General features: G+C 61.5%; 13 protein-coding genes. 10 read left to right on the forward strand and 3 right to left on the reverse strand.

Annotated features, from left to right (window positions below; genetic code table 11):
- Positions 1–8: 8 nt before the first annotated feature.
- The 10 genes from GNZ12_RS36150 to GNZ12_RS36195 all read left to right on the forward strand — a co-directional run bounded on the left by GNZ12_RS36150 (position 9) and on the right by GNZ12_RS36195 (position 9,266).
- Complete coding sequence (locus GNZ12_RS36150; protein ID WP_172316773.1) at positions 9–410, forward strand: DnaJ family domain-containing protein; 402 nt, start codon at positions 9–11, stop codon at positions 408–410.
- Positions 407–1,246 (forward strand): tRNA adenosine(34) deaminase TadA, encoded by an 840-nt coding sequence (tadA, locus tag GNZ12_RS36155; RefSeq protein WP_407947751.1) that lies wholly within the window; start codon positions 407–409, stop codon positions 1,244–1,246. The genes GNZ12_RS36150 and tadA overlap by 4 nt, the downstream gene beginning before the upstream one ends.
- Before the next feature lie 27 nt (positions 1,247–1,273).
- Complete coding sequence (ldcA, locus tag GNZ12_RS36160) at positions 1,274–2,200, forward strand: muramoyltetrapeptide carboxypeptidase (protein ID WP_172316775.1); 927 nt, start codon at positions 1,274–1,276, stop codon at positions 2,198–2,200.
- Between the two features lie 316 nt (positions 2,201–2,516).
- The gene (locus GNZ12_RS36165) at positions 2,517–3,257 is read left to right on the forward strand and encodes a GntR family transcriptional regulator (protein WP_172316777.1); all 741 of its coding nucleotides are present in this window, start codon (positions 2,517–2,519) and stop codon (positions 3,255–3,257) included.
- A gap of 341 nt (positions 3,258–3,598) precedes the next feature.
- Positions 3,599–5,080 (forward strand): NCS1 family nucleobase:cation symporter-1, encoded by a 1,482-nt coding sequence (locus GNZ12_RS36170; RefSeq protein ID WP_172316779.1) that lies wholly within the window; start codon positions 3,599–3,601, stop codon positions 5,078–5,080.
- Between the two features lie 24 nt (positions 5,081–5,104).
- The gene (locus GNZ12_RS36175; protein ID WP_172316781.1) at positions 5,105–5,971 is read left to right on the forward strand and encodes an aspartate/glutamate racemase family protein; all 867 of its coding nucleotides are present in this window, start codon (positions 5,105–5,107) and stop codon (positions 5,969–5,971) included.
- 232 nt (positions 5,972–6,203) lie between these two features.
- Positions 6,204–7,154 carry an allantoinase PuuE gene (gene puuE, locus GNZ12_RS36180; protein ID WP_172316783.1) on the forward strand — a complete coding sequence of 317 codons (951 nt, stop codon included), beginning with the start codon at positions 6,204–6,206 and terminating at the stop codon, positions 7,152–7,154.
- Positions 7,151–7,672, forward strand: coding sequence for a 2-oxo-4-hydroxy-4-carboxy-5-ureidoimidazoline decarboxylase (gene uraD, locus GNZ12_RS36185; RefSeq protein WP_172316785.1), 522 nt, complete (start codon positions 7,151–7,153; stop codon positions 7,670–7,672). The genes puuE and uraD overlap by 4 nt, the downstream gene beginning before the upstream one ends.
- Positions 7,673–7,743: 71 nt before the next feature.
- Positions 7,744–8,757, forward strand: a complete 1,014-nt coding sequence (gene alc, locus GNZ12_RS36190) for an allantoicase (RefSeq protein WP_063495873.1) — start codon at positions 7,744–7,746, stop codon at positions 8,755–8,757.
- Positions 8,754–9,266 (forward strand): ureidoglycolate lyase, encoded by a 513-nt coding sequence (locus tag GNZ12_RS36195; protein WP_172316787.1) that lies wholly within the window; start codon positions 8,754–8,756, stop codon positions 9,264–9,266. Before alc ends, GNZ12_RS36195 begins: the two co-directional genes overlap by 4 nt.
- A 104-nt stretch (positions 9,267–9,370) precedes the next feature.
- Here GNZ12_RS36195 and GNZ12_RS36200 read toward each other — a convergent pair whose 3' ends face one another.
- From GNZ12_RS36200 to GNZ12_RS36210, 3 genes are all read right to left on the reverse strand, one after another.
- Positions 9,371–10,720, reverse strand: a complete 1,350-nt coding sequence (locus tag GNZ12_RS36200; protein ID WP_172316789.1) for a type II toxin-antitoxin system HipA family toxin — start codon at positions 10,718–10,720, stop codon at positions 9,371–9,373.
- Positions 10,717–10,983 (reverse strand): helix-turn-helix domain-containing protein, encoded by a 267-nt coding sequence (locus GNZ12_RS36205; protein WP_172316791.1) that lies wholly within the window; start codon positions 10,981–10,983, stop codon positions 10,717–10,719. Before GNZ12_RS36205 ends, GNZ12_RS36200 begins: the two co-directional genes overlap by 4 nt.
- Before the next feature lie 258 nt (positions 10,984–11,241).
- A complete protein-coding gene (locus tag GNZ12_RS36210; protein ID WP_172316793.1) occupies positions 11,242–12,435 on the reverse strand; it encodes a urate hydroxylase PuuD in 1,194 nt (397 codons plus the stop codon).
- Between the last annotated feature and the right edge of the window lie 112 nt (positions 12,436–12,547).

Genomic DNA, 12,547 nt, shown 5'->3' on the forward strand with positions numbered 1-12,547 from the left:
GACTGCAGATGAGATTGCTTGATGCGTTAGTCGAACAGCGTATTGCCGCCGCAGCCGCGCGCGGTGAGTTCGATGATTTGCCGGGCGCGGGCGCGCCGCTGCCTCTGGAGGACGATGCACTGGTCCCTGAGGAAGTGCGCGTCGCCAACCGGATTCTGAAAAATGCGGGTTTCGTGCCACCGGCTGTCGAACAGCTGCGCGCCTTGCGCGACCTGCAAGCGGAGCTGAATGCCGTGAGCGACCGGGCCACCCGCTGCCGTCTCCAGGCGCGCATGCTGGCGCTCGATATGGCACTTGAATCCCTGCGCGGCGGCCCGCTGGTCCTGCCGCGCGAATACTGCCGGCGCATTGCCGAGCGGCTGTCGGAACGCGTCGACAACCTCAAATTGGCCGACGCGGGTTCGCAGTGAGCGAGCCGCTTGCCCGCTCCGCCGCGCCAGGTCCGGAGTCTGTCGCGTCCGGTGAATCCGCTGAGGCAGCGACATTGCCGGCTGCTCCGGCCGGATCCGTTGGGTCCGACGCTTCAGCACCCGCGGTGGGTGATCCAGCGCCAACGGCTGCCGCTGTGACGCTAATCGGCATCCCCATGCCAGATGAATCGCCCGCACCGCCTGTCTCGGAGCGCGATCGCCGCTTCATGGCGCTTGCCCAGGCCGCCGCCGAAGAAGCCCGCGCAGCCGGCGAAGTGCCGGTTGGTGCTGTGCTCGTGCGGGGTGACGAAGTCATTGCCAAAGGGTTCAACCATCCGATCGGTGCTCACGATCCGTCGGCGCATGCGGAAATGATCGCATTGCGCGCAGCTGCGCAAGCCGTCGAAAACTACCGTCTGCCAGGCTGCGAGCTCTACGTGACGCTTGAACCTTGCCTGATGTGCGCCGGTGCGATCATGCACGCACGCATCGCCCGCGTCGTGTTCGGGGCGCGCGATCCGAAAACCGGAGCGTGCGGCAGTGTCGTCGATGCATTCGCGAATCCGCAGTTGAATCACCACACCACGGTGACTGGCGGCGTGCTCGAAACCGAATGCGGCGCCGCGCTCAAATCGTTCTTTGCCGAGCGGCGGCGCGCAAGCCGTGAAGCACGCGCGGCGGCACGGGGCGAAGCGCACGTCGCAGCAGGTGGCGAAGCACACCCTGAAGCGCACGTCGAAGGACGCGGCGAAGCACGCGTTGAAGCACACCCTGACGCACACCCCGACGCGCACGTCGAAACACGCAGCGAACCAGGGCCGGCCGAGCCGCTCTAAAACCAAAACATCCAACAGGTCTCGCCAATGACCGTCCATCGCACCATTGAACTGATCGCGCCGTCCGGCTATCCGCATGATTCCGAGGCGCTGCATCGCGCGTTGCACCGCTTGCATGCGCAGGGGCACCGCGTCGAGGGGGTGGAGGCGACAAGGCGCCGTTACCAGCGCTTCGCCGGTACCGACGGTGAGCGTGCAGCCGATCTGAACCGGCTGGCCGACCCCTCGCGTGCGTTGCCCGATATCGTGCTAGCCGTACGGGGTGGCTACGGCGCGGCGCGCATCCTGCACGGACTCGACTACGAAGGGCTGCAACGGCGGCTGACCGATCAACCGGTCGCGCTGGTGGGCCATAGCGATTTCACCGCGATACAGCTTGCTTTGCTGGCACGCGCCGGCGTGAAAACTTTCGGCGGCCCGATGTTGATCAGCGACTTCGGCGCGGAAGATCTGAACGAATTCACCATGCAGCACTTCTGGTCCGCGCTGACCAAATCGACCATGACGGTGACGAGCAATGTCCCGCAAGCTCAGACTGCCGACGTGTCGGGCATGTTGTGGGGTGGCAATCTGGCGGTGCTGACATCGCTGATCGGCACGCCGTACATGCCGCCGGTGCAGGGCGGCATTCTGTTCGTCGAAGACGTCAACGAGCAGCCGTTCCGGCTCGAGCGGATGCTTTATCAATTGCACCTGTCGGGCATCATCGCGCAGCAGCAGGCGCTTGTGCTTGGCGACTTCTCCGGCGGCAAATCGTACGAGTACGATAACGGCTACGATCTGCACGCGGTGATCGAGCAGGTGAGGTCGGTGATCGGGATTCCGGTCATCACCGGTCTGCAATTCGGCCATATTCCCAACATGCTGACGCTGCCGGTCGGCGCGGATGCGCACCTCGTCTCCGACGCACACGGGTTCAAACTGACGCTATCGGGTTATCCGAGTCTCGCTTGAGACTACGCGGGGGCAGGGAAGCGGGCGTTTGCCCGCTTTATTTTCGAATCTATAACGCAACTAACGGTCATTAATTTGAGGCAACCGCAAGCGGACCAGCGCTGTGAAGGTCCTCTACTTTGTTGACAAAAGACGTCACCAATGGACGACCATCCCATACTTTAATTAAACTGGTAGTGAAGTAGAGCAAGGCCTAAACGGCATGTTCACTGGCCTGCAGTCCTGCACGGGCATTCAGATTGTCGAAATTAATGGAAAAAATTGTTGACAATCTTTATGTCCGTCCTATGATGACAAACATACCGAGACACACATCATGTCCGACACAGACTCCGCTGCCGCGAATAGTTCGAAACCCGAAGCGATCGCCGAGCGCATCCGCGCTGCGATCCTCGAGCATCGGTTAGCGCCTGGCGCCAAGCTGACAGAAGCACAGCTATGCGAAGTATTTGGTGTGAAGCGCGGCCCGATCCGGCAGGCGCTCGCCCAACTGGCAACAGACCACCTCGTCGATCTCGAGCCGAATCGTGGTGCATTCGTCGCCAGTCCGTCGCTGCAAGAAGTGCATGAAGTGTTCGAAATGCGCCGGATTATCGAGTTGGCTGTGGTTGAAAAGATTTGCGGCGGTCATGGCATGCGCCGTCTGAAGAGCATCGGCAGCATGATTGGCCGCGAACGCAAAGCGTTCGAAACACGTGATTTTCCGGCGTGGATTCGCCTGTCGGGTGAGTTCCATACTGAGTTGGCCGGGCTCACCGGCAACGCCGTGCTGTGCGACTGCCTGAACGGACTGGTGGCGCGCTCCACGCTGATTTCAGCACTGTACGAGTCGCTCGGACGCAGCCCTTGCTCGTTCGAAGACCACGAAGCGATTCTCGCCGCGCTCGACGCCGGCGATGCAAAAGAGGCAGCGGCACTGATGGCGCGCCATTTGCAAAGCGTCGAGTTGAAGATGCTGGAGCGCCCCGCACGTGGCGCGGCCGACCTGCATGAAGTGTTTGGTGCACTCAATGGCGCACCGAAGGAAGCACCTAGACCCAAGTCCGCGCCAGGCTAAGGCGGGCGGCCGGTGTGCGCTCTTTGCCCGTGCGCGCCGCACTGAATTGAACTGAACTGAACCGAATCAAGCGTTGCAAGGCGGCTCGGCGTGAGCGCTGCCGGCTTGCGCACGCGTGGCCGTCACCGAATGACAGCCTTGGAGTAGTAACGCACCGCCCGCGGTCCGCGGCTGCCTGCGGTGCGATAACCACAAGTACATCAAGTACGGAGACACCCGCGGCGCGGTCAATCAGCCGGCTCGAACCTCCTGTTCCCAGATCGAGGAGAAGAGGGCGACTGGCATGGCCGATGCCAAGTCCTTCGATTCGCAATCGAGGGTCCCTATCCCAAGGAGGAATCATGGCTCAGTTCAGTGCAGCGCCCGGCAGTCCCGCAGTTTCCACATATGGAGACGGCGTCGTGTCCAGCGAACTTTCGATACCCGCAGGCTACAGCGAAAGGCTGTACAACGAAGACCTCGCGCCGCTGCGCCATCAAACCTGGGGCGCTTACAACATCTTCGCGTTCTGGATGTCGGACGTGCACAGCGTCGGCGGCTACGTGTTTGCGGGCAGTCTGTTCGCGCTTGGCCTGACGAGCTGGCAGGTGCTGATCGCGCTGCTGGTCGGCATTACCATTGTCAACGCGCTCTGCAACCTGATTGCGAAGCCGAGTCAGGCGAACGGCGTGCCGTATCCGGTGGCCTGCCGCGCGACGTTCGGCGTGCTTGGTGCGAATATCCCTGCCGTGATTCGCGGCTTGATCGCGGTGGCATGGTACGGAATCCAAACCTATCTGGCTTCGAGCGCGCTGGTGATCGTGGTGCTGAAGTTCGTCCCGCAACTGTTGCCGTACGCGGACGTTCATCATCATGGCTTCATGGGCCTCTCGACCCTTGGCTGGGCCGGTTTCATGTTGCTGTGGATCCTGCAGGCGCTGGTATTCTGGCACGGCATGGAGACCATCAAGAAGTTCATCGACTTCGCCGGTCCGGCAGTCTACGTGGTGATGTTCATTCTCGCGGGCTACATGGTATATCGCGCAGGATGGCGAAACATCGGCATCAACCTGGGCGGCGTTAAATATCACGGCATGGAAGTGGTGCCGGTGATGATCACGGCGATCTCGCTGGTGGTGTCGTACTTCTCCGGACCGATGCTGAATTTTGGCGACTTTTCGCGCTACGGCAAGAGCTTTCGCAGCGTGAAACGCGGCAACTTCTGGGGGCTGCCGGTCAACTTCCTCGCCTTCTCGCTGGTGACGGTGGTCACGACCGCAGCCACGCTGCCGGTGTTTGGCCAATTGATCACGGACCCGGTCGAAACGGTGGGCCGTATCGACTATCCGACCGCGGTGATTCTCGGTGCATTGACCTTCACGATTGCCACGATCGGCATCAACATCGTCGCGAATTTCGTGTCACCGGCCTTCGATTTCTCGAACGTCGCGCCGCGTCTGATCAGCTGGCGCGCGGGTGGCATGCTCGCGGCGGTGGCGTCGATCTTCATCACGCCGTGGAATCTGTTCAACAATCCGGCGGTGATTCACTACACGCTCGACGTGCTCGGCAGTTTCATCGGACCTTTGTATGGTGTCCTGATCGTCGACTACTTTCTCGTGAAACGTCAAAAGGTCGTGCTCGATGATCTCTACTCGGTCTCCCCAGCCGGCTCGTACTGGTACACCAACGGTGTCAACTACCGGGCCGTGGCTGCATTGTTGCCGGCTGCGCTCATCGCCGTGATCTGCGTGATGGTGCCGACGCTCGACGGGCTGGCTAATTTCTCGTGGTTCATCGGGGCTGGATTGGGTGCAGTGTTCTACCGCGTGCTCGCTCGCTGAGCCAGTGCTGTAACAGGAGTCGATATGCGCATCAAACTGATCAATCCGAATACGACACAACGTATGACGGACGCAATGGGACGCTGTGCGCGCGAAGCCGCTGCGCCCGGCACTGAAGTGATCGCGGTGAATCCCACCATGGGGCCGCCGTCGATCGAAGGCTATTACGACGAAGCGCTCGCCACGCCCGGCTTGCTGGCCGAGGTCCTCGCCGGCGAGCGTGAGGGTTGCGACGGGTACGTGATCGCCTGCTTTGGCGATCCTGGTTTATACGCAGCACGCGAGTTGGCGCGTGGCCCGGTGATCGGCATCGCCGAAGCGGCAATGCATGCGGCAAGCGTGCTGGCTCCCGGGTTTTCGGTGGTGACCACGCTGGCGCGCACCTGCGGCATGGCATGGCATCTCGCCGAACGTTACGGCATGAAGCGTTTTTGCCGCAACGTGCGCGCCACCGATGTCGCCGTGCTGGACCTGGATAAGCCCGGCTCGGCGGCGCGCCGCATCATCCTCGACGAATGCCGGCGCGCGCTGGAGGAGGATGGTTCGGACGCAATCGTGCTTGGTTGCGCCGGCATGGCCGAGTTGTGCGCGGAGATTGAAGATGCGTTGGGCTCGCCGGTGATCGAGGGCGTGACGGCGGCGGTCAAATGGACCGAGGCGCTGGTCGCGTTGCGGCTATCCACAGCCAAGCGGGGTGACTATGCGCGGCCGCTGGCCAAACGTTACGACGGCGTGTTGGAAGCTTTCAGTCCGATTGATGCGGACCCAAATCCACAACCGCCGCGCGATTCGGCCGTCAGTACCGCGGAAAGCGTAAATTCGGCCGGTTTACTGCGGGTAAACACCACGGAATGCCCGGTGGAACGGGCTCCGCACATACTTCCGGTCTGACACGCACTATCTGCCCGGGTGTATGGGCGCACCCGGGTGTTTTCGCTACACTGGTCCCACTCGGCGCTGGTGCCCGAATGCTATTTTGCTGTTGCTTCTGGCGCCGCTTTTTTAGGGCTGTTTCCGCCCGCACCGGTGTGAGGAACAAGCAAAACGCCACGCAAACCCCCACGTGCATGTCACGTGAGTTCCACGAGAATTTTACGTACCGTCACCACGCTTTCGTCAAACCATGCCACTCGACTCGAACTATCCACGCGATCTGATCGGCTACGGCCGCCACCCGGTGCAGGCGAACTGGCCGGGTCGAGCGCGCGTCGCGGTGCAATTCGTCCTGAACTACGAAGAAGGCGGTGAAAACTGCGTGCTGCACGGTGATCCGGGCTCGGAGCAGTTTCTGTCGGAAATCGTTGGCGCGGCGTCTTATCCGGCGCGTCACATGAGCATGGAGTCGATCTACGAATACGGCTCGCGGGCAGGCGTGTGGCGCATTCTGCGCGAATTCGAAAAACGCGGCCTGCCGCTCACGGTGTTCGGCGTCGGCATGGCGATCGAACGGCATCCTGACCTGGGGCGCGCCTTCGTCGAGCTCGGTCATGAGATCGCCTGTCACGGCTATCGCTGGATTCACTACCAGGACGTGTCACCGGAAAAAGAGGCGGAGCACATGCGCCTCGGCATGGAAGCGATCGAGCGCATCACCGGCGAGCGGCCGCTCGGCTGGTACACCGGCCGCGATAGCCCCAATACGCACCGTCTGGTCGCCGAATACGGCGGGTTCCTGTACGACTCGGATTACTACGGCGACGATCTGCCGTTCTGGATGGATGTCGAAGTGACGGGCGGCGCAAAGAGCCCGCAACTGATCCTGCCGTACACGCTCGACACCAACGATATGCGCTTTGCAAGCCCGCAAGGCTTCAACACTGCGGACCATTTCTTCACGTACCTGCGCGACGCATTCGACGTGCTCTACGAAGAAGGCGACGAAGCACCGAAGATGCTGTCGATCGGCATGCACTGCCGTCTGCTCGGCCGCCCGGGGCGCTTCCGCGCGCTGCAACGTTTTCTCGATCATATCGAACAGCACGATCGCGTGTGGGTGACGCGTCGCGTCGATATCGCGCGTCACTGGCGCGAACATCACCCTTACCAACAAAACAACCGCGGGGCTGCGGCATGAAGGCGATGCAATACACTCTGGACCAACTCAACTGCACCTCGACTGACGCGTTCGTCGCGGCGCTGTCGGGCATTTTCGAGCACTCGCCGTGGGTCGCGGAAATTGCCGCGCAACAACGGCCATTTGCCAGCATCGACGAACTGCATAGCAAGATGTCGAACATCGTCGAGACGGCTGGCGAAGAGAAGCAACTGGCGTTGATCAACGCCCACCCGGAGCTCGCTGGCAAGGCTGCGGTGCGCGGCGAGCTGACGGCCGAATCGACGCGTGAGCAGAGCGGCGCGGGTCTCGCCCTGTGCACGCAGGAAGAATTCGACAGGCTGCTGGCGTTGAACAGCGCCTATCGCGAGAAGTTCGGTTTTCCGTTCATCCTCGCGGTGCGCGGCTACGACCGCCACGGCATCATCGCGAACTTCGAGGCGCGCGTGAACAACAGCCGCGCCGACGAATTGCGCGCCAGCCTTGATCAGATCTACCGCATCGCACGTTTCCGGCTCGACGACCTGATCGACGCGTAAGGTTCGTTACGCGTCGCGGACTTCGAACAGAAACGTTTTTTCAGCACTAACAAACATTAAGGAAGACAAAGATGGCACTCCCGATTCTCGACCCCAACGCACCGGAATTCACGCGTCGCTATGTGAACCTGGCGGACCCGCGTCTGGGCGCGCAGGCGCTCGAGGCCAGCGACGATTTCTTCGCACCGAAGGAACGCATGCTGAATCCGGAGCCGGCCGTCTTCATTCCGGGCAAGTACGACGACAACGGCAAGTGGATGGACGGCTGGGAAACGCGCCGCAAGCGCGCCAACGGCTACGACTGGTGCGTCGTGAAGCTCGCACGTCCGGGCGTGATCAAGGGTCTCGACCTCGACACCAGCCACTTCACGGGCAACTTCCCGCCGGCGGCTTCGGTTGAAGCTGCGCGAGTCGTGGACGGCGTGCCGAACCAGTCGACGCAATGGACCGAAATCGTCCCGTCGACCACGCTGCAAGGCAACAGCCACCACTATCACGAAGTCAGCGACGCGAACGCTTACACGCACCTGCGCGTGAACATCTACCCGGACGGCGGTATTGCGCGTCTGCGCGTGTATGGCCAGCCGCAAGTCGACTGGGCAGGCGCAAGCCGCACCGAGCAGTTCGATCTGGCCGCCATGGAAAACGGCGCGTATCTGGTCGCGGCGAATAACCAGCACTTCGGCGCTGCGTCGACGATTCTGATGCCGGGCCGTGGCGTGAACATGGGCGACGGCTGGGAAACGCGCCGCCGCCGTGAACCGGGCAACGATTGGGCAATCGTCGCGCTGGCGCAACCGGGCGTGATCAGGAAGATCGAAGTCGATACGGCCCACTTCAAGGGCAACTATCCGGACCGTTGCTCGATCCAGGCGGCATACGTTACGGGCGGCACCGACAGCTCGCTGATCACGCAAGCCATGTTCTGGCCGGTGCTGCTGGGCGAACAGAAGCTGAAGATGGACAACCAGCACTATTTCGAAAGCGAAATCGCTGCATTGGGTCCGGTCACGCACGTGCGCTTCAACATCATTCCGGACGGCGGCGTCTCGCGTCTGCGTCTGTGGGGTACGCTCGCATCATGAAAACGCTGGTCATCGAACCGTTGACGAAGGAAGCGTTCGCCGCATTCGGCGACGTGGTCGAACTCGAAGGCGCGAAGCAGATCCCGATCAACCTCGGGACCACAATCCGCTTTCACGATCTCGCGAAAGTGGATGTGACCGACGAGAACGGCCGGACGCTGGTGAACCTGTTTCGCGGTCAGCCGCGCACGTTGCCGTTCGAAGTGAAGATGCTCGAACGGCATCCGCTCGGCAGCCAGGCCTTCGTGCCGCTGAACGACAAATCGTATCTGGTGGTCGTGGCGCCGGCGGGCGAACTGGACCCGAAGCTGATTCGTGCGTTCGTGACGAGCGGCTGGCAAGGCGTGAACTATGCAAAGGGCGTCTGGCACCATCCGCTGATCGCATTGGGCGACGTGAGCGACTTTATCGTCGTCGATCGTGGTGGCGACGGATTGAACCTGAACGAGCAGGATCTGGTCGAGTCGCTCTGGCTCACTGAAGATGCGTTGAGCGCGGTGACCGTTTGAGGCCGCCGTTGCTTTAGCGTAGCAGGTTGGTTGTGAAAAAGCCCACAGTGTAATGCTGTGGGCTTTTTCATTTGTGGAAGACGAGGGCGAGGCCAAGTGATCTTTCAGCTACGCTTGCCTAAGAGCGGTGAGTGCCCGATCACTTCGCGCGCACGTTCCGCAGGCTCCGGCGAGGAGAATACCGCGGCTTCGATTGCCGGTTTGAGTCCTTTGAATTGCAGGCTTTTCTTCGGCGACCGCAGCGACGCCATGCCGTCGTCCCAGGCGTGGAGCATGTGTTTCGCGACGTTGTGCCACTGCGGTTCGTTGCGCGCCGCTTCAATTAACTCGTGACCGACGGCGACCGCCGAATCGCACAACGCTTCGACCATCTGCGCGTATTGCCGTGGCGCGATCCCCATGCGGGTGTTGAAAAAGCGTTCGAGCGTTTTGCCGGCCGCCCAGGTCTTACGTCCGTCGATCGGCAGGCCCGGCGGATTGGCCGCGAAACGCGGATAGGCCTGCGTCGTGACGATGTCATAGACAGGCGTGAACGCGACATCGTCCACCGACGTGTAGAACAGCGCGACATTCTTTGTGTGACAGTCCGCGTTGCGCACGACGTAGTTTGTCAGCAAGTGCCAGGCGAGTTGCTCGAGCTGCTGCCGCATGCTGTCGCGATTGAGCAGGTAGGCCCGCGCGGCATTGAGCATTTTCTCGCTGGTCGAATTGTATTTTTCGTGCGGCGGCAAACCTAACAGGCCGCACATGTCTTCGACACCATAGGCTGGCAGCCCATGCGCATCGACGTCGAAGCGTTCGACGATCAGCGCCCGGCCATCGTCTGACATCTGCGTGTGCGCGACCGGCGCTACGCCGAGCCGCTCGAGCACGCGCATCGAGTAGAACTCGTTGAAACCGAGAAACGGCGTGCTGTCGTCAGAGCCTTTGACGATGTGGCGGCTCGTTCGGATGGTCGGTTTGCCGAGCGGCATGGATGCGGACGCGCTGGAAGCTTCCGTCAGAGGTGCGATGAACTTCGGCACGGCGCCCGAGATGGCCGCGCGCGCATATTCGCGAACCAGCGCGGCGAAATGTTCGGCGGTGTTGTCGCCGTGCAGGATGTCCTGCACATCTAGCGGTTGCAGTTCGGTGCCTGGCGCGACGCCTTCGGGTGTCACGGTGACGCGGCCAATCCCCATGGCGCCGACTACGGCAAGCAGCGACAGATCGGTGCCGTCGAGCAACGGGCCGAATTGCTCGCGGATCAGATTGAGCAGGTAGCCTTCCGGCAGGTTTTGCCGGAAAAACGGATGCAGGTCGCGCGGCCAGCGCCAGGCTTCTTCGCGTACCGGCATGGTCAGACTGATGAAGTCGGCCGCCGTTGCGTCGCGATCGTATTTGAGGACGTAGTCGTCGCGCTCGCGAAACAGCGTAGCGACATGCTTGCCCAGTACCTGAACGTCGAGCCTCATGAGTCCGCGTCCGGCATGCGTTGTTCAGCCAGGATGTCTTCGAGCGTGCGCCCGTGGCCGTGCGCGACGAACTTGAGGTCGTAGCCGGCCGCTTCGAGCAGGCGCACGAGCACGGATACGCTCATATCGTTTCTGGCTAGCGTTTCCATGCGTGCGACGGTGGTGCGGGCCACGCCCGCGCGGCGGGCCAATTCCTCTTGCGACAGGTGGCTTTCGCGCCGAACGGCCTTCAGCATGTCCGATACATCAGCGAGGTTGGTCATTTGTAGCCTCGAGGCGACAATTTTTCAAATATCAGCCTATATTGTAGCCCATAAGGCACAAGTTGTTTTTAAGATTTTGTGCCTGTTAGGCTACATTCCAGAGATTTTCATTCAATTTGTGTCCCTTGGGATGCAAATTTGATTGCCATCGCTGACAAGCAACGCTAACCGACTGGCCAACAAAAAAGCGGGCTTCCCGCTCACGCGAAAAGCCCGCTACATGCTTTGCAAAGCCGGGCGCAACGCCCGGCCAGCTCATTACTTCGCTGCACCGCCTTCGAACCACGCGGCGATCTTCATCCGCTCGTCGTCGGTCATGTGCGTGACGTTGCCCAGCGGCATCGCTTTCAACGTCACCGCCTGCTGATAGATCCGCTGTGCATTCTGCGAGATCTCGTCCGGCGTATCCAGCAACACGCCGGCCGGGGCGCTGCCCATCAGCGTCGGATGCGCGGAGTGGCAAGCAGCGCAGCGCTGTTGCAGCACCGGCGCAATATCGGCCACCTTGACCGTCGGCGCGTTCGCGGCCTGCGCTTGCGGCACCATCGGCTTGGGCATCGTCCAGAAGAGGGCGCCGAACATCAGCACGATCCCCACCAGCGGCAGATACCACAGCACCTGGCCACGGTGACGCATCACGAAGAACTGGCGAATCAGCGCGCCGGCCAGCATGATCATCAGGAGCACGACCCAGTTGTACTGATTCGTGTACGTCATCGCATAGTGGTTCGACAGCATCGCGAACACCACCGGCAGCGTGAAATACGTGTTGTGCACCGAACGTTGCTTGCCGCGCTTGCCGTAGATCGGGTGCGGCGTTTCGCCCTTGAGCATCGCGGCAACCATCTTGCGCTGGCCCGGGATGATCACGAAGAACACGTTCGCCGACATGATCGTCGCCAGCATCGCGCCCATGATCAGGTAAGCCGCGCGGCCCGCGAAGATATGGCACGCCAGGTAAGCCGCGATCAGCACATAAATGCCGACGCAGATGCCGAGTACCTTGTCTTTATTGCCGAGCAGACGGCACAGCGAGTCGTAGACGATCCAGCCTGCAGCGAGGAAGCCGAGAGCGGACGCAACGGCCACGACCGGACCCATATCCAGCACGTTCTTGTCGATCAGGTAAGTGCTCGGCGAGAACAGATACAGCACCGTGAAGAGGCTCGCGCCCGACAGCCACGTGGTGTATGACGGCCACTTGGACCAGTGCAGGTCGTCCGGCATTTCCGGCGGCGCGACGGTGTACTTCTGCATGTTGTAGAAGCCGCCGCCGTGCACGTGCCACAACTCGCCGAATACGCCGCGCTTGCGCTGGTTCGGGTCCGTAGGCGGTTTCAGGCTGTTGTCGAGCGCGACGAAATAGAACGATTCGCCGATCCAGGCGATGGCGGCGATGACGTGAAACCAGCGCAATGCCAGGTTCAGCCAGTCTGTGATAAAGCCTTCCATGAAACTCCTCCACTTCTGATTCGTTGTACGCGCAGCGATGCTTATGCCTTGATTGCGCCTTGGGTGACCCGGCTGACGGGTCGTCGGCACGCATGGCGTCGCTGCACAGACT

Source organism: Paraburkholderia solitsugae (genome assembly GCF_013177695.1).
GTDB lineage: Bacteria > Pseudomonadota > Gammaproteobacteria > Burkholderiales > Burkholderiaceae > Paraburkholderia > Paraburkholderia solitsugae.

Bases quoted from the DNA above. Each gene is read 5' to 3' on its own strand.
- GNZ12_RS36150 (WP_172316773.1), top strand. From the start codon at position 9: ATGAGATTGCTTGATGCGTTAGTCGAACAGCGTATTGCCGCCGCAGCC.
- ldcA (WP_172316775.1), top strand. From the start codon at position 1,274: ATGACCGTCCATCGCACCATTGAACTGATCGCGCCGTCCGGCTATCCG.
- GNZ12_RS36165 (WP_172316777.1), top strand. From the start codon at position 2,517: ATGTCCGACACAGACTCCGCTGCCGCGAATAGTTCGAAACCCGAAGCG.
- GNZ12_RS36170 (WP_172316779.1), top strand. From the start codon at position 3,599: ATGGCTCAGTTCAGTGCAGCGCCCGGCAGTCCCGCAGTTTCCACATAT.
- GNZ12_RS36175 (WP_172316781.1), top strand. From the start codon at position 5,105: ATGCGCATCAAACTGATCAATCCGAATACGACACAACGTATGACGGAC.
- puuE (WP_172316783.1), top strand. From the start codon at position 6,204: ATGCCACTCGACTCGAACTATCCACGCGATCTGATCGGCTACGGCCGC.
- uraD (WP_172316785.1), top strand. From the start codon at position 7,151: ATGAAGGCGATGCAATACACTCTGGACCAACTCAACTGCACCTCGACT.
- alc (WP_063495873.1), top strand. From the start codon at position 7,744: ATGGCACTCCCGATTCTCGACCCCAACGCACCGGAATTCACGCGTCGC.
- GNZ12_RS36195 (WP_172316787.1), top strand. From the start codon at position 8,754: ATGAAAACGCTGGTCATCGAACCGTTGACGAAGGAAGCGTTCGCCGCA.
- GNZ12_RS36200 (WP_172316789.1), bottom strand. From the start codon at position 10,720: ATGAGGCTCGACGTTCAGGTACTGGGCAAGCATGTCGCTACGCTGTTT.
- GNZ12_RS36205 (WP_172316791.1), bottom strand. From the start codon at position 10,983: ATGACCAACCTCGCTGATGTATCGGACATGCTGAAGGCCGTTCGGCGC.
- GNZ12_RS36210 (WP_172316793.1), bottom strand. From the start codon at position 12,435: ATGGAAGGCTTTATCACAGACTGGCTGAACCTGGCATTGCGCTGGTTT.